This window comes from Bacillus sp. RC242, assembly GCF_044908245.1.
Lineage (GTDB): Bacteria > Bacillota > Bacilli > Bacillales > Bacillaceae_G > Bacillus_A > Bacillus_A mycoides.
Genome location: NZ_JBIYCZ010000019.1, coordinates 47,644 through 74,612 on the forward strand (window position 1 = coordinate 47,644; position 26,969 = coordinate 74,612).

At 34.5% G+C, this 26,969-nt stretch carries 22 protein-coding genes and 3 other annotated features (1 of these 25 running past the window's edge); of the genes, 20 read left to right on the forward strand and 2 right to left on the reverse strand.

The annotated features are described in order from the left end of the window. Positions 1–172 (forward strand) — a binding site (T-box leader); it begins 65 nt to the left of the window's first position. A gap of 54 nt (positions 173–226) precedes the next feature. Further along, positions 227–463, forward strand: a binding site (T-box leader). Positions 464–657: 194 nt separating this feature from the next. From ABH957_RS25995 to ltaS, 14 genes are all read left to right on the forward strand, one after another. Then, entirely contained in the window at positions 658–1,734 is a 1,077-nt protein-coding gene (locus ABH957_RS25995) for a bifunctional 3-deoxy-7-phosphoheptulonate synthase/chorismate mutase (protein ID WP_002013433.1), read from the forward strand. Between the two features lie 9 nt (positions 1,735–1,743). Further along, positions 1,744–1,963 (forward strand) — a binding site (T-box leader). Between the two features lie 53 nt (positions 1,964–2,016). Continuing rightward, a complete protein-coding gene (gene aroC, locus ABH957_RS26000) occupies positions 2,017–3,189 on the forward strand; it encodes a chorismate synthase (RefSeq protein WP_404453432.1) in 1,173 nt (390 codons plus the stop codon). An 18-nt stretch (positions 3,190–3,207) separates the two neighbouring features. Continuing rightward, entirely contained in the window at positions 3,208–4,308 is a 1,101-nt protein-coding gene (hisC, locus tag ABH957_RS26005; protein ID WP_002136935.1) for a histidinol-phosphate transaminase, read from the forward strand. Beyond that, positions 4,301–5,401 (forward strand): prephenate dehydrogenase, encoded by a 1,101-nt coding sequence (tyrA, locus tag ABH957_RS26010; protein WP_404512523.1) that lies wholly within the window; start codon positions 4,301–4,303, stop codon positions 5,399–5,401. The genes hisC and tyrA overlap by 8 nt, the downstream gene beginning before the upstream one ends. A gap of 16 nt (positions 5,402–5,417) precedes the next feature. Continuing rightward, complete coding sequence (gene aroA, locus ABH957_RS26015) at positions 5,418–6,707, forward strand: 3-phosphoshikimate 1-carboxyvinyltransferase (RefSeq protein WP_404512525.1); 1,290 nt, start codon at positions 5,418–5,420, stop codon at positions 6,705–6,707. A 17-nt stretch (positions 6,708–6,724) separates the two neighbouring features. After that, positions 6,725–7,231, forward strand: a complete 507-nt coding sequence (locus ABH957_RS26020) for a SpoIIAA family protein (RefSeq protein WP_033734078.1) — start codon at positions 6,725–6,727, stop codon at positions 7,229–7,231. Positions 7,232–7,520: 289 nt separating this feature from the next. Further along, a complete protein-coding gene (locus ABH957_RS26025) occupies positions 7,521–8,684 on the forward strand; it encodes a GNAT family N-acetyltransferase (protein WP_404512527.1) in 1,164 nt (387 codons plus the stop codon). Between the two features lie 110 nt (positions 8,685–8,794). After that, positions 8,795–9,250: an NUDIX domain-containing protein gene (locus ABH957_RS26030; RefSeq protein ID WP_404453445.1), complete on the forward strand. Its 456-nt coding sequence runs from the start codon at positions 8,795–8,797 to the stop codon at positions 9,248–9,250. 126 nt (positions 9,251–9,376) lie between these two features. After that, on the forward strand, positions 9,377–9,943 hold the full coding sequence (locus tag ABH957_RS26035; protein WP_002084903.1) for a TetR/AcrR family transcriptional regulator: 567 nt from the start codon (positions 9,377–9,379) through the stop codon (positions 9,941–9,943). Between the two features lie 228 nt (positions 9,944–10,171). Then, a complete protein-coding gene (locus ABH957_RS26040) occupies positions 10,172–13,288 on the forward strand; it encodes an MMPL family transporter (protein WP_404512529.1) in 3,117 nt (1,038 codons plus the stop codon). A gap of 312 nt (positions 13,289–13,600) precedes the next feature. Beyond that, positions 13,601–15,226 (forward strand): ABC-F family ATP-binding cassette domain-containing protein, encoded by a 1,626-nt coding sequence (locus tag ABH957_RS26045; protein WP_002013447.1) that lies wholly within the window; start codon positions 13,601–13,603, stop codon positions 15,224–15,226. A gap of 160 nt (positions 15,227–15,386) precedes the next feature. Then, entirely contained in the window at positions 15,387–15,545 is a 159-nt protein-coding gene (locus tag ABH957_RS26050; RefSeq protein ID WP_002084908.1) for an SRPBCC family protein, read from the forward strand. 83 nt (positions 15,546–15,628) lie between these two features. Next, entirely contained in the window at positions 15,629–15,796 is a 168-nt protein-coding gene (locus ABH957_RS26055; protein WP_404447110.1) for an ATPase, read from the forward strand. Between the two features lie 384 nt (positions 15,797–16,180). Beyond that, the gene (gene ltaS / locus ABH957_RS26060; protein ID WP_113937537.1) at positions 16,181–18,154 is read left to right on the forward strand and encodes a lipoteichoic acid synthase; all 1,974 of its coding nucleotides are present in this window, start codon (positions 16,181–16,183) and stop codon (positions 18,152–18,154) included. Positions 18,155–18,201: 47 nt separating this feature from the next. Here the strand turns inward: ltaS and ABH957_RS26065 are convergent, their stop codons facing one another. Beyond that, complete coding sequence (locus tag ABH957_RS26065; RefSeq protein WP_404453455.1) at positions 18,202–19,650, reverse strand: DHA2 family efflux MFS transporter permease subunit; 1,449 nt, start codon at positions 19,648–19,650, stop codon at positions 18,202–18,204. A 173-nt stretch (positions 19,651–19,823) separates the two neighbouring features. Here ABH957_RS26065 and ABH957_RS26070 point away from each other — a divergent pair, with 173 nt between their 5' ends. The 5 genes from ABH957_RS26070 to ABH957_RS26090 all read left to right on the forward strand — a co-directional run bounded on the left by ABH957_RS26070 (position 19,824) and on the right by ABH957_RS26090 (position 25,106). Next, positions 19,824–20,369 carry a TetR/AcrR family transcriptional regulator gene (locus tag ABH957_RS26070; protein WP_404512531.1) on the forward strand — a complete coding sequence of 182 codons (546 nt, stop codon included), beginning with the start codon at positions 19,824–19,826 and terminating at the stop codon, positions 20,367–20,369. Between the two features lie 405 nt (positions 20,370–20,774). Beyond that, positions 20,775–22,880, forward strand: a complete 2,106-nt coding sequence (locus ABH957_RS26075) for a BglG family transcription antiterminator (RefSeq protein ID WP_404453461.1) — start codon at positions 20,775–20,777, stop codon at positions 22,878–22,880. 13 nt (positions 22,881–22,893) lie between these two features. Further along, positions 22,894–23,163, forward strand: coding sequence for a PTS sugar transporter subunit IIB (locus ABH957_RS26080; RefSeq protein WP_000757313.1), 270 nt, complete (start codon positions 22,894–22,896; stop codon positions 23,161–23,163). 24 nt (positions 23,164–23,187) lie between these two features. Next, on the forward strand, positions 23,188–24,459 hold the full coding sequence (locus ABH957_RS26085) for a PTS ascorbate transporter subunit IIC (protein ID WP_000459912.1): 1,272 nt from the start codon (positions 23,188–23,190) through the stop codon (positions 24,457–24,459). A gap of 221 nt (positions 24,460–24,680) precedes the next feature. Continuing rightward, positions 24,681–25,106 (forward strand): WapI family immunity protein, encoded by a 426-nt coding sequence (locus ABH957_RS26090; protein WP_404512533.1) that lies wholly within the window; start codon positions 24,681–24,683, stop codon positions 25,104–25,106. A gap of 42 nt (positions 25,107–25,148) precedes the next feature. On the opposite strand, the gene ABH957_RS26095 is transcribed toward ABH957_RS26090, so the two are convergent. Continuing rightward, positions 25,149–25,976, reverse strand: a complete 828-nt coding sequence (locus ABH957_RS26095) for a peptidoglycan-N-acetylglucosamine deacetylase (RefSeq protein ID WP_113937533.1) — start codon at positions 25,974–25,976, stop codon at positions 25,149–25,151. A gap of 218 nt (positions 25,977–26,194) precedes the next feature. On the opposite strand from ABH957_RS26095, the gene ABH957_RS26100 reads away from it, so the two are divergent. Then, the gene (locus ABH957_RS26100; RefSeq protein WP_113937532.1) at positions 26,195–26,863 is read left to right on the forward strand and encodes a hypothetical protein; all 669 of its coding nucleotides are present in this window, start codon (positions 26,195–26,197) and stop codon (positions 26,861–26,863) included. The last annotated feature ends 106 nt before the right edge of the window (positions 26,864–26,969 follow it).

The window sequence follows — 26,969 nt, forward strand, 5'->3', positions numbered from 1 at the left end:
TGAACCAGTACAGGGATAATCATGAATTACAGTCTTGGAGCATCTTTTTCGTAGTAAAGATAGTATTGTCTTTATGAAGGAAAAGCGGTCAATTGATCGTTAACAGTGAAGAGAGGTAGACGGAAAGTTAGTCTACAACTAGGGTGGTACCGCGATAAATATCGTCCCTACTGATTTATTCAGTAGGGACTTTTTGTATTTTAGTGGTCCAACTTGAAAATAAAATAGTCACGCGTTGAAAGGAAAAGAAGTAGTTGTTGTTTCCCTGTAACAGAGAGCTGGTGGTTGGTGCGAACCAGTACAAAAACAAGAGCGAATTACAGTCCTGGAGCATCTTTTTCGTAGTAAAGATAGTTATTGTCTTTATGAAGGGAAAGACGGTCAGATGATCGTTAAAAATGAAGAGAGGTAGGCGAAATAAGTCTACAACTAGGGTGGTACCGCGATAAATATCGTCCCTACTGATTGAATCAGTAGGGCTTTTTTGTACAAAAAAGTGGCTTATTAACTAGTAGTTAGTGTCTTTATGGTAATTATTAGTTTAAAATAAGAAGAGGTATCGATTCCACTTTAAATGTGTATAATTAACCAGTTCAGAAAATAGAGAATTTTTTATTCTCTTACTATACTTTTAAAACATTAGAGGAGGATTTCCAAATGGCAAATCACGAATTAGATCAATTACGTAAACAGGTAGATGAAATTAACTTACAACTATTACACCTATTAAACAAACGCGGTGAAATCGTTCAAAAAATTGGAGAGCAAAAACAAGTACAAGGTACGAAACGCTTTGATCCAGTACGTGAGCGTGAAGTACTTGATATGCTTGCAGAGCATAACGAAGGACCATTCGAAACGTCAACGATTCAACATATTTTCAAAACGATTTTCAAAGCTAGCTTAGAATTGCAAGAAGATGATAACCGTAAAGCATTACTAGTTTCACGTAAAAAGAAAAAAGAAAATACAATTGTTAATGTTAAAGGTGAATTGATTGGAAACGGAACACAAACGTTCATTATGGGACCTTGTGCGGTAGAAAGTTTAGAGCAAGTTCGCCAAGTAGGGCAAGCGATGAAAGATCAAGGACTTAAATTAATGCGCGGCGGTGCTTTCAAACCGAGAACATCTCCATACGATTTCCAAGGTTTGGGAGTAGAAGGTTTACAAATTTTACGACAAGTAGCAGATGAGTTCGACTTAGCGATTATTAGTGAAATTTTAAATCCGAATGACGTAGAAATGGCGCTAGAATACGTTGATGTAATTCAAGTTGGAGCACGTAACATGCAAAACTTCGATTTACTACGAGCTGTAGGTAAAGTTAACAAGCCAGTATTACTAAAACGTGGGTTAGCAGCAACAATTGATGAGTTCATTAATGCAGCGGAATACATTATTGCACAAGGTAATGACCAAATTATTCTTTGTGAGCGCGGTATTCGCACATACGAGAGAGCGACACGTAACACATTAGATATTTCAGCAGTACCGATTTTAAAGAAAGAAACACATTTACCAGTTATCGTTGACGTAACACATTCAACAGGACGTAGAGATTTATTATTACCAACAGCGAAAGCGGCACTTGCAATTGGAGCAGATGCAGTAATGGCGGAAGTACATCCAGACCCAGCAGTTGCGTTATCAGATTCTGCGCAACAAATGGATATTCCAGAATTCCATAGATTCATGGATGAGTTAAAAGGTTTCAAAAATAAATTATCTTAATTCCATATCATAAATGCGCTGAAGAGGAAACAGTAGTGCTTATCTCACTGTTAAAGAGAGCTGATGGCCGGTGTGAATCAGTACAAAGGTAAGCATGAATTACAGCCTTGGAGCATCTTTCCCGCCAACTTTTGGAGAGAAAGACGGTCAAACGATCGTTAAAGAAGAAGAGAGGTAGACGAAAGAAGTCTACAACTAGGGTGGTACCGCGATAAACATCGTCCCTACTGAGCGCTCAGTAGGGACTTTTTTGTACAAAAAAATAGTAAAGGGGCAAGAGAAATGAGATATATTACAGCTGGAGAATCACATGGGCCGCAGTTAACAGTTATTTTAGAAGGTGTACCAGCAGGTTTAACATTAACAGCGGAACATATTAATAAAGAATTATTAAGAAGACAAAAAGGGCATGGGCGCGGAAGACGCATGCAAATTGAAACAGATACAGTTGAAATTGCAAGTGGTGTACGTCACGGAATGACACTTGGTTCACCAATTACGTTAATCGTAAAAAATGATGATTTCAAACATTGGACGAAGGTAATGGGTGCTGAACCAATTTCGGAGCAAGAAAGTAAAGAAATGAAACGTACAATTACAAAACCACGTCCAGGACATGCGGATTTAAACGGAGCAATTAAATATGGCCATCGTGATATAAGAAACGTATTAGAGCGCTCATCTGCAAGAGAAACGACAGTTCGTGTAGCTGCTGGTGCAGTTGCGAAACAAATTTTGAAAGAATTAGGCGTGGAAATTGCAGGGCATGTTCTTGAAATTGGTGGGGTACAAGCGAAGCGTATTTCAAACTTACCAATTGAAGAAATTCAAACGATAACTGAAAATTCACCAGTTCGATGTTTAGATAAAGAAGTAGAACAAGAAATGATGAATGCGATTGATAATGCGAAAAGTAGCGGGGATTCTATAGGCGGTATTGTCGAAGTCATTGCAGAAGGAATGCCGATTGGAGTTGGTAGCTACGTTCATTACGATCGTAAACTAGATGCAAAACTTGCCGGTGCTATTATGAGCGTGAATGCATTTAAAGGTGCTGAGATCGGAATTGGTTTTGAAGCGGCAAGACAGCCAGGAAGTAAAGTGCACGATGAAATTTTATGGGATGAAGAAAAAGGATACACGAGAAATACGAATAATGCCGGCGGCTTAGAAGGCGGTATGACAACAGGTATGCCAATTGTCGTAAGAGGCGTAATGAAGCCAATTCCTACATTATATAAACCGTTAGCAAGCGTAGATATTGATACGAAAGAAGCGTTCCAAGCGAGTATTGAAAGATCTGATAGCTGTGCAGTACCAGCAGCAGGTGTTGTAGCTGAAGCTGTCGTTGCATGGGAACTTGCCGGTGCACTAGTCGAGCAATTCGGAAAAGATCGCATGGAATTACTAAAACAAAATATTTCGCAACATAACAAATACGCAAAAGAATTTTAATGAAAAGGTGGATTTAACATGCGAGTAAAAGATCAACTATCATCATTACAACCGTATAAACCAGGTAAATCACCAGAGCAAATGAAAGAAGTATACGGGAATCATTCATTTGTTAAGTTAGCATCAAATGAAAATCCATTTGGCTGTTCACCTCGTGTTTTAGGAGAATTACAAAAATCGTGGGAGGAGCATGCTTTATATCCTGACGGAGGTGCTGAAGTACTCCGTCAAACTATTGCAGAGAAATTACAAGTTCAAATGGAACAAGTGCTTTGTGGTAGTGGTCTTGATGAAGTAATTCAAATTATCAGCCGTGCAGTACTATGTAAAGGAGATAATATTGTTACGGCTGGTGCAACATTCCCACAGTACCGTCATCATGCAATTATTGAAGGCTGTGAAGTGAAAGAAATTGCTTTAAAGAACGGTGTATATGATCTAGATGAAATTTCTTCAGCAGTTGATGAACATACAAAAATCGTATGGATTTGTAATCCGAACAACCCGACAGGCACATATGTGAATGAGCGAAAATTGACTCAATTCATTGAAAGCATTAGTGAAAATACGTTAATTGTCATTGATGAAGCGTACTATGAATACGTAACAGCAAAAGATTTCCCTGAGACATTACCGCTTTTAGAAAAACATAACAACATTCTTGTACTTAGAACGTTTTCTAAAGCGTACGGATTAGCTTCTTTCCGCGTTGGTTATGCGATTGGACAGGAAGAGTTAATCGAGAAATTAAATGTCGTACGTTTGCCATTTAACGTATCTTCATTAGCGCAAAAAGCAGCGACGATTGCTTTTAACGATGCAGCATTTATTGAAGAAATTGTACGTGTTAATACAGAGGGATTACAACAATACGAGAGTTTTTGTACGGAAAATGAAATTCCATTTTATCCGTCGCAAACAAACTTCATCTTCTTACCAGTAGATAATGGGGGAGAGATTTATGAAGCTTGTGCACACTCAGGATTTATTATTCGTCCGTTCCCAAATGGTGTCCGTATTACAATCGGAACTAGGGAACAAAATGAAGGAGTGATTTCAGTGTTAAAACAACACTTTGAAAATAAAAAAGGTAAGTCTCGAGATGAGGCAAATGTGTAAAAAGGTAGTATTAATCGGTACTGGATTAATAGGAGGCTCTCTTGCATTAGCGATTAAAAAAGAGCACGATGTAACGATTATCGGTTATGACATATTTAAAGAGCAAGTAGAGCACGCAAAAGAATTACATGTAGTTGATGAAGTAGCAGTAGATTTGCAGCGTGCATGTGAGGAGGCAAATTTAATTGTATTTGCCTCTCCAGTTGAAGAAACGAAAAAGTTGTTACACAAACTTGCATCATTTCATTTACGAGAAGATGTTATAGTGACCGATGTTGGTAGTACAAAAGGAACGATTATGAACGAAGCGGAAGCTTTATTTTCAAAGGAAGTTTCTTTTATTGGTGGACATCCGATGGCAGGTTCTCATAAAACTGGAGTTGAAAGTGCAAAAGCACACCTTTTTGAAAACGCATTTTACATTTTAACGCCAATGAATCACGTACAGGCGGATCAAGTAGACGAGCTAAAAGAATGGTTAAAAGGAACAGGCTCTCATTTTCTTGTATTAAATACAAAAGAACATGATTATATAACAGGAATAGTTAGTCATTTTCCGCACCTAATTGCAGCAGGATTAGTAAAACAAGTTGAGAAACATGCTGGTGATAATCCGCTTATTCATCAACTAGCGGCAGGCGGATTTAAAGATATAACACGTATTGCATCAAGTAGTCCGAAAATGTGGAGTGATATCGTAAAGCAAAATCGCGGGCATTTATTGGAACTATTAGAAGAATGGATTTTAGAAATGGAAGAGCTATATAAGACGGTTTCTAAAGGAGATGCAGGAGAAATACAAAGTTATTTTGCAGATGCGAAAGAATATCGTGACTCTTTACCAGTTCGAAAAAGAGGGGCGATTCCTGCCTATCATGACTTATACGTCGACGTTTTAGATAAAGTAGGGGCATTAGCCCATATCACAAGCATTCTAGCAGAAGAAGAAATTAGTATTACGAACTTGCAAATATTAGAAGCGCGAGAAGGATTGCTCGGAGTTTTACGAATTAGTTTCCAAAGAGAAGAGGATCGAACGCAGGCAAAAATTGCGCTCGGAAAAGAAGAATACCAAACGTATGAAACAATTTAGAAAAGAAGGTGAGAACATGAAAGAAACAAAAATACAATCTGTAAATAACGGATTGAATGGCACAATTACAATCCCTGGAGATAAATCAATTTCCCATCGCGCTGTCATGTTTGGCGCAATCGCGGAAGGTAAAACAACAATTAAAGGATTTCTTCCTGGTGCGGATTGTTTAAGTACTATTTCTTGTTTTAAAGAAATGGGAGTAGAGATAACGCAAAATGGAGAAGAAGTTACGGTAATTGGAAAAGGATTAGAAGGTTTGCAAGAGCCAAAAGCTGTATTAGATGTTGGTAATTCTGGTACAACGATCCGATTAATGTCAGGGATTTTGGCTAACACACCATTTTTCTCTTGCGTACAAGGTGATGCGTCTATCGCAAAAAGACCGATGAAACGTGTTACAAATCCATTAAAACAAATGGGCACAAAAATTGATGGCCGAGAAGAAGGAACATTTACGCCGCTCACAATACGTGGCGGAGATTTAAAAGCAATTGAGTACACTTCACCTGTAGCAAGCGCACAGGTAAAGTCAGCTATTTTACTTGCAGGACTTCGTGCAGAAGGTGTAACAACTGTTACAGAACCACATATTTCCCGCGACCATACGGAAAGAATGCTTGAAGCGTTCGGTGTAAAGGTAACTCGCGTGGGGAAAACTGTAAAACTAGCGGGTGGACAGAAGTTAACAGCAACAGACGTTCATGTGCCAGGTGACGTATCATCAGCGGCATTTTTCTTAGTAGCAGGTGCAATTATTCCAAATAGTAAACTACTATTACAAAATGTGGGAATGAATCCGACTCGTACAGGTATTATTGATGTTCTTGAGAAAATGGGCGCTACGTTTACTGTAGAGCAGATTAACGAAGGAGCATCAGAACCTGCTGCGAATATTACAATTGAAACATCGCCGCTGAAAGGAATCGAAATCGGTGGAGATATCATTCCACGACTGATTGATGAAATCCCAATTATCGCTTTAGCGGCAACACAAGCAGATGGAATTACAGTCATTAAAGATGCACACGAGCTAAAAGTGAAAGAAACGAATCGTATCGATACAGTCGTTGCTGAACTAACGAAACTCGGAGCCCGCATTGAAGCAACTGATGACGGAATGATTATTTACGGCAAATCAACTTTAAAAGGTAGTGCAGTACATAGTCACGGAGATCATCGCATTGGCATGATGCTGGCGATCGCCGGCTGTATTGCTGAAGGAGAAACAACGATTGAAGATGCAGAAGCAGTAGGCGTATCATATCCTACATTTTTTGAAGAGCTTCAAACGTTAGCTAAATAAATTGATGAGAAGCAGATATGCAATGTATCTGCTTTTTTATGTTGGCTTTTTTCTTAAATAATGTTGCTTTATTACGTAAGAATTTTATCCTTATTGATTTTATGAGATTTTTACGCATAATTGTAACTAAGGGAGATGGTTCCAAGTTGAGTAAACAGAATATCAGCACAACAGTTTCAGGGGATTTAATTGTTACCCATCTAATTGGCAAGATTAATACAGCTGATGTTTATGAATGGTTTAATGGCTTCGAGCAGGTTTGTCAGCAATTCATTTCCGAGGGTCGGAAATACAAATTGTTGGTGGATAGAAAAGGATACACGCCAGATCATTTTTCTGTTCAAAAAGCATGGAAAGATAAGTTCTTCAATGAAACCATTTTGAATCACAGTAAGGCAATTGCGTTTCTCCTTGAAGAAGGGGAGATAATGAATTATTTACAACAATCCAATACAAAAGAATCCGTAAAATTTTTCGATGATTATGAACAAGCATTAATTTGGTTGAATGAATATCCAATATAAAACCTTTATTGAACCAGTTTCTCTCAATCAACTGGTTTTTTTATGCCCGTAATGTTGCCGTTGTCATAAGTTTCATCACTTTCAATGGTACCTCTTAGCTTCGCAAACCCAAGAGAACGCAAGGCTTTTAATATTCTTATGCCGCCAATAGAAAGCAGTTGAAAAGAGCCTTTATGTTAGATTGTTTCTAAATCGATATCTTTTGTTGAAACATCCTCGTAATTTCACTTACCGAACTACAATAGTTTGAATTATGATATAATTCAAACGAGGAATGGAGGAGAAATATATGAACGTTATACAATTAAAAGAAGATAAGTTTAGAGAAGCATTACGTTTATCAGAATATGCTTTTCAATATAAAGCAAATGAAGAACGAGTAGAGCAGCAAATTACACGAATGAAGGAAAGCCATCAAATATACGGTATTATGGAAGGAGAAGAGTTAGCTGCAAAGTTGCACTTAATTCCTTTTCATATTTACATAGGAAAAGGAAAGTTTAAAATGGGCGGCGTTGCGGGGGTAGCGACGTATCCGGAATATAGAAGAAGTGGATATGTAAAAGAGTTACTTCAGCATTCACTGCAAACTATGAAAAGAGATGGACATAGTGTATCGATGTTACATCCATTTGCCGTTTCATTTTATCGTAAATACGGCTGGGAACTTTGTGCGAATCGAATCGTATGTCAGATGACAAAGAGCGATTTAATAATTAAAAAACAAGTGAATGGTACAGTGAAACGTTTTAGTAAAGATAATCATCCAGAAGAAGTAGAGAATCTATATGAAACATTTGCAGAACGATTTTCTGGTATGTTAGTTCGCGGACGTAAATGGTGGCTACAAGCGGTGTATCATGATTTAACATTGGCAGTTTACTATGTTGAAAATAAAACGGCGGCTGGTTACATTTTATACAAAATAGAGAATTCTAAAATGAAAGTAGAAGAATTTGTCCCATTACATAATGAAGCAAGAATTGGTCTTTGGAACTTCATCTGCCAACATGATTCTATGATTAAAGATCTAGAAATGATACTAAGTGAGACAGAACCACTTCTTTACACATTAAAAGAACCACGAGTAAAAGCAGAAGTAACTCCATATTTCATGGGAAGAATTGTAGATGTAGAACAGTTTTTCAAACAATATGAATGGAACTGGAACAACGAAGAGCAAGAAGTAATTTTACATATTACAGATTCATTTGCACCGTGGAATAACGTAACGGTTCAACTTAAAAATAATGAAATAACAATCGTTAAAGAAGAAACAGCAAAAGAAAATGGAATTCAAATCGATATTAATGCGTTATCTACTATTATGTTTGGTTACAAGCGACCGCTAGAATTAAATGAAATAGACTTAATAAGCGGTAGCGAAGAGGAGATACGTGCATTTGAGAATGTAGTGCCGGTGCGTAAGCCGTTTATTTATGATTTCTTTTAATTAATGTCATGTGCTATGTATGAGTAACAAAGTACTATAATGATAAACTTTTTATTATAGTACTTTTCTATTTAATAGAGTGAAATCATTGTTTTAGGAGGAAAAGTAAAATGATTAGGCAAGCCGTAGGTGCGGTCGTATTCCAACACAGTGAATTTTTATTGGTACATAAGGTGAAAATTAGCGACATAGATGGAGAATATGCTATGTCAAAGGGGGAATGGGATTTTCCTAAAGGTGGAGTGAAACATACAGATAATGATTTAGAGAGTGCTATTTTGAGAGAGCTGGAAGAAGAAACTGGATCTACAAAGTTTAAAGTTATAAAACAATTTGAAGATAAAATTTGCTTTGGCTTTCCTGAAGAACTCAAAATGAAAATTGGATATGAAGAGCAAGAAACTACTATGTTTTATGTAGAATATATAGGTGACAGAATAGATTTACATCCAAAAGATAATGAAATAAGTCAAGTTCAATTTTTTAAGGTACAAGATGTATTGAGGGTTTTAAGTCATGATGATACAAAGAAATTTTTTGATGGGATAACGCAAAAAATGTATTAATATCTTAATTGAGTGTGTTATTTGATAAATGTTTCAATAGCGTATTTACACACTTGACTTTTAATTCATGTAATTTATAATTAAAAACGGAATGAATTTTCATTCCTGGAAATTGAGGTGAGAAAAATGGCTAAAAATAAACAAGAAGACATTTTTGAAGCGGCTATACAATTATTCGCAGAGCGTGGTTACGATGGTACGACAATTCCGATGATCGCTGAAAAAGCAAAAGTTGGCGCGGGTACTATTTATCGCTATTTTGAAAATAAAGAGGCACTCGTTAACTCATTATTTACCAAAAGTATGCTACAGCTATCTGAAACAATAAAAACTGATTTTCCTGTTGAAGCAAATATTCGTGAACAGTTTAGTCATACGTATAACCGTTTATTTGAATTTGCGAGAAACAATGTGAATGCTTTTCTTTTTACAAATTCTCACTGTGATAGTTATTTTCTTGATGAACAGAGTAAGAAAATATTTGATGATTTTATAGGCTTCTTTATGAATATTATTGAAGATGGAATCGAAAAAGGTTTTCTTCGTCCATTGCCTATAATTGCTTTAATTATTATTGTATATCAACCGCTTGAAAAATTAATAAAAGTAATGGCGACAGGGCAATTAGAATACTCAAAAGAATTAGTAAAAGAATTGGAAGAGAGCTCTTGGAATGCTATTAGAATCATTTGATTCTATAGCTTTATAAGGACAGGAATGAACATTCATTCCTAAATAAATATAAAAAACGATTACAGGAGATGATATATCTGTACAGTTAAAGGAATGAATATTCATTCCGCAGGGAGTGATTTGATAGAATTGAAAAATAATTTAATAGGATAATAGGAATGAACGTTCATTCCTAAATGATATTTTCAAAAATAGGGAATGAAACTCTAATAACAGGAGATGATTCAAATGAGCAAGCTAAAAAGTTGGAGAAGTTTATCTTTTCTATTATGGATAGTTATTACTATTGCAATGGTCGTAACGATGCCTAATATGGATCAGTTAGTGAAGGAAAAAGGGCAAATCACGATTCCTAATACAGAACAAAGCAGTATTGCTGACAAGATGATAAAGGAGATGGATAAAGAAGGGGCTGAAAAGTATGAAATTATAGCTGTCTTTAATAGTGGAAGTAAGAAGGCTTTAACAAATGAGCAAAAAGAGGAAATAACAAAAACGATTAACGCCCTGCAAAATGAAAAAGAGCAATTAGGAATTAAGGAAGTCGTTTCACATTTAGATAATAAAGAACTGGAGAAACAATTAGTTTCTAAAGATAATACGACTATTTTAACGCAAATATCGGTAGATAAAAAACATGGTAAAATATCAAAAATTGCAAATAATCTTCATAAAAAAGTACAAACGAAAGGAGTTACAACGTACTTAACAGGAAGTGATTTAATAGCGGGTGATTTTCTTACATCCTCTCAAGAGGGCGTGAAAAAGACAGAAGTTATTTCGATCATTTTCATTCTTGTAGTATTAATCATTGTATTCCGTTCACCAGTTGTTCCGATTATTTCTCTTCTTACAGTTGGTGTTTCGTATTTAATTTCAATGGGGAGTATTGCCCATCTTGTAGATCAATTTAATTTTCCGTTTTCAAACTTTACGCAAGTGTTTGTAGTAGTCGTCCTGTTTGGAGTGGGAACAGACTATAACATTTTATTATATACAAGATTTAAAGAAGAATTAAGTAAACAAGAAAATGCATTTTTGGCTACGAAAGAAACGTTTAAATCGGCAGGTAAAACCGTTTTATATAGCGGGATAGCAGTACTAATTGGCTTTGCATCTCTTGCTTTAGCGAGTTTTAAATTATATCAATCTACTTCAGCGGTAGCAATTGGTGTCGCAGTACTACTACTCGTATTAACCACTTTAAATCCATTTTTCATGGTGCTTTTAGGAAAAGGAATGTTTTATCCAGTTAAAACATTTAAAGGACATGAGGATAGTCGTTTATGGGGATTCTTTGCGAAAAATTCAGTAGCAAGACCATTTATCGCTTTAATTATCGTATTCGTGATATCGATTCCATTCGTATTAAAATATTCTAACACGCTTAATTACAATGATTTATTTGAAGTGGATAATAAATATGAATCAAAAATGGGGATTAACGTAATAGAAGAGCATTTTCCGCCTGGTTTTTCTTCACCAAGTACGTTAGTCATTCAATCGGATAAAAAGTTAGATGAGGCGACTTCTTTACAAAATTTAGATGAACTTACTGATAAAATCTCGAAAGTTAAAGGAGTCTCAGAAGTATATTCACCGACGCGTCCAACTGGAGATAAGATTAAAGAATTATATATAAATAAACAAGCCGGAGAATTGAATACAGGCTTAGGAGATGCCAATGGTGGTATAAAGGAAATTAATGATGGATTAACTGATGCGAAAGATAAGATGGATGGGAATGACTCAAATAGTCTCGCAAATGTTCAAAAGTTAATTGATGGAACAAATGAAGCGAAAAATGGCGTATCAGCATTAGGGACAGCTTTAAATCAATTATCGAATGGAATAAACAATGGAGCACAAGGGGCGAAGCAAATAGAGGATGGGGTAGCATCATTAAACGGAAATATCAATGCCCTGTCAAATGCAACTTCGCAGCTTCATGCTGGCTATGCTCAGTTAGAAAAAGGTTTAAGTTCGTACAATCAATATTTCGGAAGTATTTCTCAAGCGATTGATGGTGCGAAAAAAGGATATGAACAAATTGAAACGTTAATGAACAATTTCATTCAAACAAAACCAGAATTAGCAAATGATCCTAATGTGCAGCAAACATTAGGAATTGCTAAAGAAGCTCAAAAACAATTAACTGGACTTTCAAAAGAATTAAATCAATTGGCGGTGCAGCATAAAGCAGCGATGAATTCGTTTAAAGAAGCGAATCAATCGTTACTGAAAGTAGATAACGGTTTAAAAGAAATGAACAATGGAGTTACCAAGTTACAAAAAGGAGCTGCTGAGCTGAACAAAGGATTGAGCGAAGGGGCTACAGGTTCAAAACAAATTGCGAACAAATCAACTGAGTTACAATCCGGATTAACGAAAATAAACGATGGGCAAGGGCAACTTTTAACAGGGCTTAAAGATTTGCAAGAAAAGATGGGGCAATTACAATCAGGCTTATCTAAAAGTACAGAAGGGCTTGGAAAGATAAGTAACGGCCTAGGGGATGCTCAGAAATATTTAGGCGAGCTTAATGAATCAAAAAACTCTGAGAAATTTTATATTCCAAAAGAAGTTTTAGCGGGAGAAGATTTCCAAAAAGCATTGAATACGTACATGTCACATGATAGAAAAATTGCTAAAATGACAATTATTTTAGACGTAAATCCGTATTCAAAAGAAGCGATGCCAATCATACAAGAGATTAATAAAACGATAGATGGTACGTTAAATGGTACAGAATTAAAATCGGTGAAAAAAGCGATCGGCGGGACAACAGCTAGAAACGTTGATTTAAAAGAAGTAACCGGGCAAGATTTCTTACGTACTGCTACGATTATGTTATTAGGGATTTCGCTTGTATTAATCGTGATTACACGCTCATTCTTAAATTCAATCTTTATTATTGGATCATTAATATTAGCTTACTTTGCTTCACTTGGTATAAGTGAACAAATTAGTTCACACTTATTAAACGTAGAGTCATTAAGCTGGAATGTTCCATTCTTTAGCTTTATAATGATTGTCGCTCTAGGTGTGGATTATAGCATTTTCGTAATGATGCGATACAATGAGCTAGAAGGGAATTCAGTAACGAAAATTGTAAATGCATCTCGTCACATAGGGGGAGTCGTATTATCAGCGGCACTTATTTTAGGCGGAACATTTGCTGCATTAATCCCTTCAGGAGTATTGACGCTAATACAAGTGGCATTAGTTGTTGGCATTGCCCTTATGCTATTAGCTTTAATTGTAATGCCGATATTGTTACCAGCTTTAATAGGATTGGCGAGTAAATTGAAGAGTTATAAAGAGAAAATAATAAATACGAGATAAGAAAAACCTGTAGGGAATGTTTTCTCTACAGGTTTTTTGTATATAAAATATGAAATGAAAAAATGATCTAATGTATTACAGAATGAGAAGCGAATGGGGATATTAGAAAGAGGTCGATGATATACAAAAAATAACTAGGGGAATGGATAAAAACTATTCGATTTCATTGTAGAAAGCTAATCAACCGTTGCTATTCATCCAGCTTCTACTATATAATAGCTATAGTCTACAATAATTGAGTCGTAATATGCGATTTTTTAAGACAATCGGTGAGAAAACGCTGAAATAAGCGGTATTAGTAGGAGGACACAAATGATTACAGTAAGTAACGTTAGTTTGCGTTTCGCAGATCGCAAATTATTTGAAGATGTTAACATAAAATTCACGCCAGGTAATTGCTATGGTTTAATTGGAGCAAACGGTGCTGGTAAATCAACATTTCTAAAGATTTTATCTGGAGAAATTGACCAATCAACAGGTGACATACATATTACGCCAGGTGAGCGTCTAGCAGTATTAAAACAGAATCACTTCGAATATGAAGAGTTCCCTGCACTAGAAACAGTAATGATGGGTCACACACGTCTTTATAAAGTAATGCAAGAGAAAAATGCAATTTACATGAAAGAAGACTTTAGTGATGAAGATGGCATGCGTGCTGCAGAACTTGAAGGTGAGTTCGCTGAGCTAAACGGTTGGGAAGCTGAGTCAGAAGCTGCAATCCTTCTAAAAGGATTAGGTATCGGCGAAGATATTCATGATAAAAAGATGTCTGAATTAACAGGGGCAGAGAAAGTAAAAGTATTACTTGCTCAAGCTTTATTCGGTCAACCTGACATTCTATTACTAGATGAGCCTACCAACCATTTGGACTTAAAAGCGATTCAATGGTTAGAAAACTTCTTAATGAACTTTGATAATACAGTTATCGTTGTATCCCATGACCGTCACTTCTTAAATAAAGTATGTACGCACATGGCTGATCTTGATTTCGGTAAAATTCAATTATACGTTGGTAACTATGACTTCTGGTATGAGTCAAGCCAATTAGCATTAAAACTAACGCAAGATTCTAACAAGAAAAAAGAAGAGAAAGTAAAAGAGTTACAAAACTTTATTGCGCGCTTTAGCTCAAACGCATCTAAAGCGAAGCAAGCAACTTCTCGTAAAAAATTATTAGATAAAATTACATTAGATGATATTAGACCGTCATCACGTCGTTATCCGTTCGTTGGTTTCACACCAGAGCGTGAAGTAGGAAATGACTTATTAACGGTTGAAGGTATTTCTAAAACAATCGACGGAGAAAAAGTATTAGATAATGTGAACTTCACTTTAAATAAAGGTGATAAAGTTGCATTTATCGGCCGTAACGATATTGCAATGACAACATTATTTAAAATTCTTATGGGTGAAATGGAGCCAGATAGCGGTTCATTCAAATGGGGTGTAACAACATCTCAAGCTCATTTCCCAAGAGATAACTCTGAGTACTTCGAGAACAGTGATTACACTTTAATTGATTGGTTACGTCAGTTCTCTCCACAAGATGAATCAGAAAGTTTCTTACGTGGTTTCTTAGGCCGTATGCTATTCTCTGGTGAAGAAGTAAAGAAAAACGTTTCTGTTTTATCTGGAGGAGAAAAAGTTCGTTGTATGTTATCTAAAATGATGTTAAGCGGTGCAAACGTATTAACATTAGATGATCCAACGAACCATTTAGACCTTGAGTCTATTACAGCATTAAACAACGGTTTAATCACATTTAAAGGAACATTACTATTCACTTCTCATGACCATCAGTTCGTACAAACAATTGCAAACCGTATTATCGAAGTAACGCCAAACGGTGTAGTTGATAAGGTAGCGACGTATGATGAGTTCTTAGAAAATGAAGAACTTCAAAAACAAGTTGATGCAATGTACAAAGGTCAATAATGAATGATTAAAACCCCCGCTCTCTTTTATGAGAGCGGGGGTTTTTTAAGTAAACAAATATTCGTTTTAATATAAAGTGGGGGAAGGATTAAAATGAATAATTATTCAAAAATAACATTAGCGAAGGTAAGAAATTTTTGAAGCGTGGATAAACCCTGAAATGATGAAGAAATGGTTTTTTACATTGGAAGGGACGGATAAAGTAACGGGAAATACTCCTGAAGTAGGAGGGAGTTGGGAAATTATTGATCATCGTGGCGGAAAAGATTATCGAGCAATTGGGGAATATATCGAAATGAATCGTCCTAAAAAAAATTAGTATTTACATTAAAAACGCCGCAGTTTAGTGAATTATTAGATAAAAACACAGTTGAAATAAAAGAGAAACAACAAGGGTTTAAAATGATATTTTCACAAAATATAATCGTTGCTCATGAAGAAGATTGGACAAAATATGATGTTGAAAAAGCTTTAGAGGGGTGTCATGATGGCTCTGAACATGGTTGGAATGTAATGTTCATGGGACTTAAAGAGTTGTTTAAAAGAAGAGGGAATAGCTACAAAGGATGATAAACGGTAGTCGAAAAAGTGTAGTTTGAGCAAATTGCCCAAACTACACTTTTTATTTTATGAAATTGGGTAGTTTACATGAATGTACCAAAATTGGAGATAGATTAGTTTGCAAATGAGGAAATAAAGGATTATAGTTTGTGGAGTCATAATTAGTGGATGGGCCCCTGGGAGAAAACAGGAAATGTTACAAATGTATTTTGTAAAATAGAAACCAAAGTCAAAATGTTTAAAAAGAAATAGTTGAATAAATAAAAGCTACAAATTATAATTACTAATATTCTTCATATAGTTAAACAAATAAAATCTATTTGAAGAAGAAAAATTAAATAGAGAGACAGACTTATATAAAATAAGCCTTGGATGATCAAAAGAGGTGGAGAGATGCAACAATTTTTATTAAAGAGTAAACGAGTATTAAGTAATCATTTTGGATTTTTCGTATTTGCCGTTATTTTACTTTGGTTAAAAACATATGCAGCATATGTGACAGAATTTAATTTAGGGATATCGAACACAATCCAAAAGTTCTTACTGTTTTTCAACCCGTTAAGCTCAGCAGTTCTATTTTTAGGGCTCGCACTATTCGCGAAAGGGAAACGAGCTTACATTTGGTTAATTATTATTAATTTGCTAATGTCTATACTTTTATATGCCAACGTAGTATATTATCGCTTTTTCAGCGACTTTATTACGTTCCCGACATTAACACAAACGAATAACTTTGGAGATTTAGGTGGTAGTATTTTTGCATTGCTACACTTATATGACCCACTATATTTCTTAGATACAATCATTTTAATTGTTTTAGTCGCAACGAAATTTGTAAATCCTAAACCAATCCGTGTTGCGAAGCATAAATTATCGCTAGTATTTGTAGCAGGTATTTTATTCTTTAGCGTTAACTTAGGTCTGGCAGAATCTGACCGTCCTGAATTGTTAACAAGAACATTTGACCGCAATTATATCGTGAAATATTTAGGGGCGTACAACTTTACGATTTATGATGGTATTCAAAGTGCGAAAGCATCAACAGAACGAGCATTAGCGGATGGAGATAATATGACAGAAGTTAGAAACTATCTTACATCAACTTATGCAAGTCCAAATCCTGAGTATTTTGGTAAAGGAAAAGGAATGAACGTAATTTATATTCATTTAGAGTCATTCCAAAACTTTTTACTAAACTACAAGCTAAATGGTCAAGAGGTTACACCATTCTTAAACTCATTTACAAAAGATGCGAATACGTTATACTTTGATAACTTCTTCCATCAAACAGGACAAGGTAAAACATCTGATGCGGAGTTCATGTTAGAGAACTCAATGTTTGGATTACCGCAAGGATCTGTTTTTACAAATAAAGCTAATAACACGTATCAATCAGCACCAGCTATTTTAGGTCAACAAGGATACACATCAGCAGTGTTCCACGGTAACTACAAAACGTTCTGGAACCGTGATGAAATTTATAAATCGTTTGGTTTTAATAAATTCTTTGATGCGTCATACTATGATATGAACGAAAAAGATGTAGTAAACTATGGGTTAAAAGATAAACCGTTCTTTAATGAATCCATTCCATTATTACAAACGTTAAAACAACCGTTCTATTCAAAATTTATTACGTTATCGAACCATTTCCCTTATCCAATTGATAAAGCGGAAGCGACAATTGAACCAGCGAAAACAGGTGATTCATCTGTAGATACGTATTTCCAAACAGCACGTTATTTAGATGAATCTGTAAAAGGCTTCATGGATTACTTGAAACAATCTGGTTTATACGATAACTCAATTATCGTTATGTACGGTGACCATTACGGTATTTCAGATAATCATGGCGCAGCAATGTCTCAAATAATGGGTAAAGAAATGAACTCATTTGAAAATGCTCAATTACAACGTGTACCATTAATCATTCGCGTACCAGGAATGAAAGGCGGCATACAACATCAATATGGCGGAGAAATTGACGTTCTTCCAACTTTATTACACTTACTAGGTACAGATACAAAGAATTATGTCCAATTCGGATCAGATTTATTATCGCCAGATCATAAACAAGTCGTTCCTTTCCGTAACGGTAACTATGTAAGTCCAACAGTGACTGCACTGAACGGCAAATACTATGATACAGCGACTGGAAATCCAGTAGAATTTACAGACGAAATAAAACAAAATGAACAAATGGTTCAAAAATCACTAAAATACTCTGACCAAGTTGTTAACGGCGACTTATTACGATTCTACACACCAGAAGGCTTCACTCCAGTAGAGCGTTCTAAGTACAACTATAACCATCGTGATAAAAATAAAACGAAGGTGAAGACGACTGAAGACGGGGAAACAAAATAAATAACAAAAAATCCTACTCGTATAGAAAACGAGTAGGATTTTTTGTTTTAAGATTTACTTTCAGATTTTTGGAGTGCTACTTTTTTAGGCATGAAACATGCGATAATCAAAGCTACAAAAGATAAGACTAACATAAATACGTAGGCATCACTTGAGCTGAAGATAGAAGATAATTTCTTTACTTGCATAACTGAAATGTTTCCATTTTCACTAGATAACTGCGAAGCATGTGAAGTTGATTGAATTGTGTATACCGTGATAATAACTGCTGTTCCAATAGCACCTGCTAATTGACGTACGGTATTATTCACTGCAGAACCATGTGAACCCAGTTCTCTTGGTAAAGCGTTTAAACCTGCTGTATTTAAAGGCATCGAAATGAAACTTAGTCCAATACGTAGAATAATGGTACGAACCATTAAATACATATAAGTGGTGGATTCGGTCAAATCAATTACACCCCACATAGATATAATGATACATATTAAACCTGTAATAAAGAGTGGTTTCGCCCCATATTTATCAAACATTTTACCTGTGATAGGTGATAAGAAGGCATTAATCACAGCTCCAGGTAATAGAAGTAAACCTGATTCAAAAGCAGTAAAACCTCGTCCATTTTGCAAGTAAATCGGTAAAAGAATTAAATCAGCATACATAATCATCGTAATGAGTACGTTAATGACTGATGTAAGAGTGAAAATTTTATATTTAAATACGGATAAATTTAATAGTGGATCGCTAGACTTTATTTGACGTAAACAGAATAGGGTTGTAACAATTATTCCGATGATAATTGTAGTAATAACAACTGGATGATCCCATCCTTTACTTCCTGCACTACTAAATCCAAATATAATACAACCAAAGCCAATCGTTGATAAAATGACACTTACGATATCTAATTTTGCTTTTGTTGTCTCAGCAACATTCATTAAATATTTTAGCGCGAGAATAATAACGATTAATACAAATGGAGCTAATCCAATAAATAACCATCTCCATGATACATATTCAATAATAAAGCCAGATAATGGTGGAGCGATGGCTGGCGCGAAAATTATGGCGAAACCGATGGTTCCCATAATACTGCCACGCTTTTCACTAGGGTATAAATATAAAATAACTGTCATCATTAGTGGCATAATAATTCCTGCCCCAACTGCTTGAATCATTCTTCCTGTTAACAAAATGCCAAAATTCATGGCACATGCGCAGAGAACAGTCCCAATAAACAAAGAGAGCATCGAGCTAATAAATAGCTGCCTTGTTGTAAATCGCTTCATTAAAAATGCCGTAATTGGCACGAGAACACCATTTATGAGCATAAAGCCTGTTGATAGCCATTGAACTGTAGCGGCCGTAACATCAAATACTTCCATTAGATTACTCATCGCTACATTTAATAGCGTCTGATTTAATGTTGATAAAAAACAACCGGAAATGAGCACAATTAATATAATTTTTTTATTTCTTTCTGATATTTCCTTTTGCATTGGTAAACTCCTTCATTGTTGTCTTGATTTATCGACATTGTGTCGATAAAATTAATGGTAACAAAATAAATTTTCTTTGACCATGAACAGTTTTGTTGAAAATGTTCACTACTCGACATAGAAGGTATGCACTGTCGAGTAAGTAAAGAGAAAATCTATAAAGGAGTTTCAAAATGTCTACACCTAAAAAAGAAGATCCTAGTACAGTTCGTTCAAGAGAAATGTTTAAAAATGCTGTTTTTTCTCTCCTATGTGAGAATCCTAGTATTTCAAGTTTAACGGTTCAGAAAGTCGCAACAAAAGCAGGATTAAACCGAACAACCTTTTACTTACATTATCAAGATATTCAAGATTTACTAGACCAAATCACGAATGAGATTTCAAATGAACTTTCAAATAAAATAACCGATTTAATACATGCAAAAGATTTATCAGAAAAACAAAAGCTAACACAATTACTTGATTATTTATATATCCACCGAAATTATTTATTTATATTATTTAAAATGAATCAATTTGAGGAGCAACTATTTTTATTTTTAAAAGAGTTAATAGAAACGAGAAGAGAGAATAAGAAAAAGGGTTTGCCTAATGATTATGTTGCGGTTGATATTAAAACAGCTTCATTGGTAGGTATTATCATGTGGTGGATAAGGAATGGACTTCACTTTAGTTCAGATTATATTGCAAATCAAATTTATTTCATGTACAGAGGGTAATGAGTTAAAAATATTTTATGTATCGACACATTGTATTATTAAGTGCGACACCTAAAGAAAAAAGCCCATATCGCTTCGTATAAAGTAGAAGTTATCACATCACTTACTTCATACAGAAAACTGCCCATGAAGGGTTTCAGGAAGAACTGTCGCACTTAGATTGACAAATTGTCTTTAAAATAAAAAATCGTATTGTATAATTTCATATGCCGCATGTATATAGTAAAATTTTTAAATGAAAGTACAATCATTGCACTGTGCATAAACAAGAATTTGGACTTAATTTTAGAAGAGATACAAGATAAGATATTAATAGAAAGCGATTTCAAACTCTAATTTTGCAAAGTTAGTATCTATACTTGCAATTCTATTTAAGAACAAGTATAGAAAGGGTGTATATCATATATGATATTAGATAATCGAAGTATAAGTATTTTACAGCAAATTATTCAAGCGGATAGCTATGTTTCTGTATCTCAATTAATGGAAGTCATACAAGTTTCAAAGCGAACAATTTATTATGATATGAAGAAAATAGAAGATTGGTTAGTTGCAGAGGATTTAAATTCATATGAATATATTCGCCCTTTAGGCTACTGTTTTGATAATGAAACGAAGCAAAGAGTGATAAAAAAGTTAAATGGATTTACAACAAACCAATATGAATATTCTCCACATGAACGAAAAATATTGCTGGTTCTTTATATACTAACAATGGAGAAAAGGATTCTATTAGAAGACTTAATAGAACTTGTGCAAGTCAGTCGTAATACTGCTCTTGCTGACTTAAAAAAAATAAAAGCAGAGTTAGTGAAGTTTAAGCTCGCATTAAACTTTAATCGTAAACATGGCTACAATATTATAGGGAATGAACATGGAAAACGAAATATATTAATCTTAAATCTTTCACAAATAATTTCAAAGCATGGATGGGAATATTTAATATCGCATGTGAAATATATTACGAATGATAATAAAAATGTAAAAGGTAATAAAGATCACGAGGAACTTCTTATAATAAAAAATATTTTATCAAATTGTGAAGAGCTTTTAGGGGTCCAGTACACAGATGAGGTACTTGAAAGTTTAAGCGTTTACATGTATTTATTCCGCAATCGTATTGTAAATGGAAAATGTGTTGAGATGGAAGATGCTGAAAAGGATGTACTAAGAGAAACAAAACAATTTGAAGCAGCAAAATATATTGCAAAACAGTTTGAAAGAGTATTTTTCGTGGGTTTTCCAATAGATGAAATTTATTATATTACGACTCATTTGTTAGGAGCAAAAGTAAATGCTCAACAAAAAGACTTTGAAAAAAGTGAGATTGATGGAATACATTCAATGGTCGGGTATATGATAAAGGATTTTCAACATTATGCTTGTGTTATATTTCAAGATTTTAAAGGACTTGCTTCAGACCTATATCTGCATATGAAACCGGCATATTATCGTGTAAAGTACGGGATTGAAATAGAAAATCCATTACTTTATACAATCCAGCAAAATTATGAAGAAGTATATACTCTTACAAAAAAAGTAATTCATCATTTTGAAGAATATGTTGGAAAAATAGTTTCAGATGATGAAATGGCATATATTACTATGCACTTTGGTGCTTGGATGAGGAAAGAGGGAATCGTTCCCAGCCCAAGAAAAACCGCGCTACTTGTTTGTCCAAATGGTATTGGTACATCACGTATGTTGCAGTACCAATTAGAGCAAGTGTTTTCAAGTGTAGATATTTTAAAAGCCATTTCAAAGCGGGAATATGAATCAAATACATTTGATGTAGATTGTATTATTACTACAACTGAACTGGAGAAGGGGAAAATTCCTATCTTTATGGTAAATCCAATTTTGACCGATTCCGAAAAAGCATCGTTACTACGAAAAGTCAATGTAGCTTTATATGGCGAAAATCAAAATGATTCAGTTGATATGATGATGGGTATTATCCAAAAATACACAGACATTTTAGATGAAAAATCTTTGAAAAATGAATTGAGAGAGTTTATGAGTGGTCCGGTACATATTGATAAGGAGGAGAAATATAAGCCTATGTTAAACGAGCTATTAACTAGAGAATTTATAGAGCTTGAGAATCACGTTGAGACGTGGGAGGAAGCAATTCGTGTTGCGTCGGAACCTTTATTACAAAGTGGACATATTTCTGAAGAATATATTTCTGAAATGATTGCGAATGTAAAGAAGTTAGGCCCGTATATTGTAATTGCACCTAAAATCGCTATACCTCATGCTCGTCCAGAAGCAGGTGTCAAAAAATTAGGGATGAGTTTATTACAACTAAAAGAGGGTGTGTTATTTTCAGAAAAACAAGAGCATGCTGTAAATTTAATTATTGTATTAGCAGCTATAGATAACGAGACACATTTGAAGGCATTGGCACAATTAAGTGAGATGTTATCTGAACCAACGAACATAGAAATGTTAATGCATTCAAATTCAAAAGATAAAATGCTAGAAATGATAGCTAAATATTCTAATTAAAGGGGAGATTGAAATGAAAAAAGTATTAGTTGTATGTGGAAATGGATTAGGAAGTAGTTTTATTATAGAAATGAATGTAAAGAAAATATTAACTGAACTTGGTATGCAAGCTGAAGTTTCTCATACGGATTTAGCATCAAGTAAATCAGAACAAGCAGATCTATATTTAGGTGCGAAAGATATCATTTGCAACCTTGAAGATGGTACTCGCACAGTTGCTGGATTAACAAACATTCTAGATTTAAATGAAATTAAAGAAGCATTACAAAAACACCTGATGTAGAAACGGTGAAAGGGGAGTAGTGCTATGTTTGATTTAATAATGAAAGATATTTTGGGACAGCCTGCAATATTAGTTGGATTGTTTGCTATGTGTGGTTTACTATTGCAAAAAAAGAATTTTGCAGATACAGTTTCAGGAACATTAAAAACAATTATGGGCTTCGTCGTTTTAGGAGGCGGAGCCACTATATTAATAGGGGCTTTAGATGTTTTTGGTAAAATATTTGATAAAGCATTTCATATTAAAGGGATTATTCCAAATAACGAAGCTGTTGTTGCGATAGCACAGCAAACTTTAGGAACAGAAACGGCATTAATTATGGTATTTGGGATGATTGCTAATTTACTAATTGCACGATTTACAAGATTTAAATATGTATTTTTAACTGGTCATCATACCTTATTCATGGCATGTTTAATTTCAGCTGTATTTTCAACTACAGGGATGAAAGGCGCTTCACTAGTTATTAGTGGGTCTATTATTTTAGGATTACTTATGGTCATTTTTCCAGCTCTACTTCAACCGTATGTTAGAAAAATTACGGGAATGGATGATATCGCAATTGGCCATTTCGGTTCAGTTGGGTATTTAGCAGCAGGATTTGTTGGTAGTAAATTTGGAAATAAGGAAAAATCTACAGAACAAATTAAAGTACCGAAGTCATTAGGGTTTTTACGTGATACATCAGTTTCTATGTCATTAACAATGGCTGTGTTATTCTTTATTGTTGCACCATTTGCTGGGAAAAACTTTATCGAAACAGAATTAAGTAACGGACAAAATTATCTCGTGTATTCATTCATGCAAGCAATTACATTCGCTGCGGGTGTATATATTATTCTAGCTGGTGTCCGTATGTTGATTGCAGAAATTGTCCCTGCATTTAAAGGGATAGCAGATAAACTTGTACCAAATGCCAAACCAGCATTAGATTGTCCAACAATCTTCCCATTCGCGCCAAATGCAGTTATTATTGGCTTTTTAACAAGTTTTATTGCTGGATTACTATCTATGTTTATTCTTCCGTTTATCGGATTAAGTGTAATAGTGCCAGGATTAATCCCTCATTTCTTCACAGGGGCAACAGCTGCTGTATTTGGAAATGCAACTGGAGGAAGACGAGGAGCAATACTTGGAGCTTTTGTAAATGGATTATTAATCTCATTCCTACCAGCTATATTATTACCTATATTAGGTGGATTAGGATTTGAAAATACAACATTCGGTGATTCCGACTTTGCTGTTGTTGGTATTTTAATTAGTGAAATTGCGAAATTGCTAGGGAATGTTTTCTAAATAATAGAGCATAAAAAGACTTGAATTCTAATTATGAATTCAAGTCTTTTTATTTAAATATTAAAGTGTAAGAAAGTGAGGGGATTTGAATAAAAGAAATAGGGATTGGTTTGAAAAAAATGTGTTATGATTGTTTGTAAAATCTTTTGATTTTCCTTGAGGATCAATATTGAAACAGAAAAGTATATTTTCAAAATAGGGTAAATAAAAGGAGTCTATGCATGAATTTTAAAAATGAAAAAATATCATTACATTTAGAGGTTGTAAATTACCAATATGCAGATGCAAAAGACGAGTGTGATAGAAATTGGTTAAGAGTAAAAGCGAAACTATCAGAAGAAAATAAAGTTTTTGAAACGATGGATCCTTTTTTACAAACATACGATTTACAGTACATGATAAAATGGTTTGAATCTTTACCAAACCCTACATATAATGAACTAGATTTCATAGAACCAAATTTAGCGTTTGAATTTATGGGGGGAAAAGCAGGGGAGCTTAACATTGTTATTCGCTTATCGCTGGAACTTAACCCCACATGGTGTAAGGAAGAAGAATACGAATTTTCTATCGGTATAACTCAAGAGGATAGGGAGAATATTATTCGTTCTATTGAAGAGCAACAAAGGAAATTCCCAAAACGATAAAAAAAGACTTGATAACCTACAAGAGGGAATCAAGTCTTTTTATTACATACGATTATCATGCCAGAAGTTTAATGGGAAGTGTTCGTTCTCATTATAGGCTTCTAATTCATATCCTCTTTCTTTCAGCCCTTTAATAATTCCAGGTACTGCTTTAACTGATTGTGGATGAATATCGTGCATTAGAATAACTTCTGTTGGGTTTGTAGCACCATGTAGAACGTTTTCTACGATTTTAGCAGATGCAGCGTCTACTGGCATTTTGTTGTATTTCCAGTCTAATGAATCAATTGTCCAGTCCCAAACTTTTAAACCATTTTCTACAACTTTGTTGCGAAGGGCTTCATTTAATCCTGGCATTGAGCCGTAAGCAGGGCGTGTTAATACTGGTGATTTTCCTAGAACACCAGCGATTAAGCCTTGGTCTTCTTTCATTTCATCAACGTAATGACCTTCTGTGTACAGCTTCTTGTAGTTATGAGTCATACTGTGCATCCCAACATAGTGGCCTTCAGCATTTTCACGTTTTACAAGATCAGGGAAAGCTTTCACGTTTGAACCAATTAGGAAGAATGTTGCTTTTGCATTTTCACTTTTTAACATATCTAAAAGCTCAGCTGTGTATTTTCCAGGACCATCATCAAATGTTAAGTAAGCAACTTTTCTAACCTGCCCATTATAGTGTTTTGGAGCTTCTTTTGGTGCTAGGGATGTTTGAATTTCACTTACAAGTTGAACAGATTTAGTTTCATCCTCTGTACTTGCTAGAGCAGTATGTGTTGATCCATAAGCAGCTTCGTATGTAAACAATACCCCGACGCATATCAACAGAGCCCTTTTCATTAAAGTTGTCATCCGAATTCCATTGCGCATAATTTTCCTTCTCTCTATAAAAGTTCTACTCTACTATATTAGCAATTTTAGAGGGGGAAATGCAAAAAAACTTTTTTACAAGCGTAAGAAAGTTTGTAAAAAAATATGCAAGATTTCAACGTTTTGCAGGTTTAAAAAAATGAAACAAGAATTGAATGTATGGAACTGCATGTAAAATGGTTCATTCATGTTTTTTGTTTTAGAAAGGGAGGATAAGTATGAAAAAATTAGCTTGTTTACATGCTCATCATTCAAATATTGAATACATTGACCGAGCGTTGCAATCTTTTGGAATCGAAATACTCCATTTTGTAGATCCCATCTTATCACGCATATTAAAAAAAGATTGTGATTTTGAAAAAGAACAAGCACGGAATAATTTAAAAGATATTATAAAGTATATAGCCAAAAGTGATGTAGATACACTTTTATTAACTTGTACAGATTATATTACGCTATTAGATGAGAATTTCAAAATAGACATACCTATATTGAAAATTGATGAGCCATTTTTTGAAATGATTTGTCATGTTGAAGAGCCACAAACAATACTTTTTACAAATAATCGTACGGTTTCAGGAACGATGGAACGTTTAAAACAATACGCTCGGCAGAATAATAAATCCATACAAGTAAAAGTAGAAGTGATAGAAGGGATATTTGAGTTAATTATGCAAGGTCGTAAAGAAGAGCATGATGTTAAATTAGAAAAGTATTTATATGAAATTATGAAAGATAGAAACGAAATGCTTTCAGTTGCACAATTATCGATGGTAGACGCTGCTACAAGGGTAGAAAATATAATAGGAAGGAACATAATAAATCCGTTGAATGCGCTTGTGGAGTATTGTATACAGAGTGTGAATGAACAACCGTGTGCAAAATAAGGAAGAGGATGTTTTTTGTTTTAAAGAACATCAATAAAATTTCACATACCGTATTTAAAAAATAAATATAGGAAAACCAAAAAATAATGTAGAATATATCGTACAT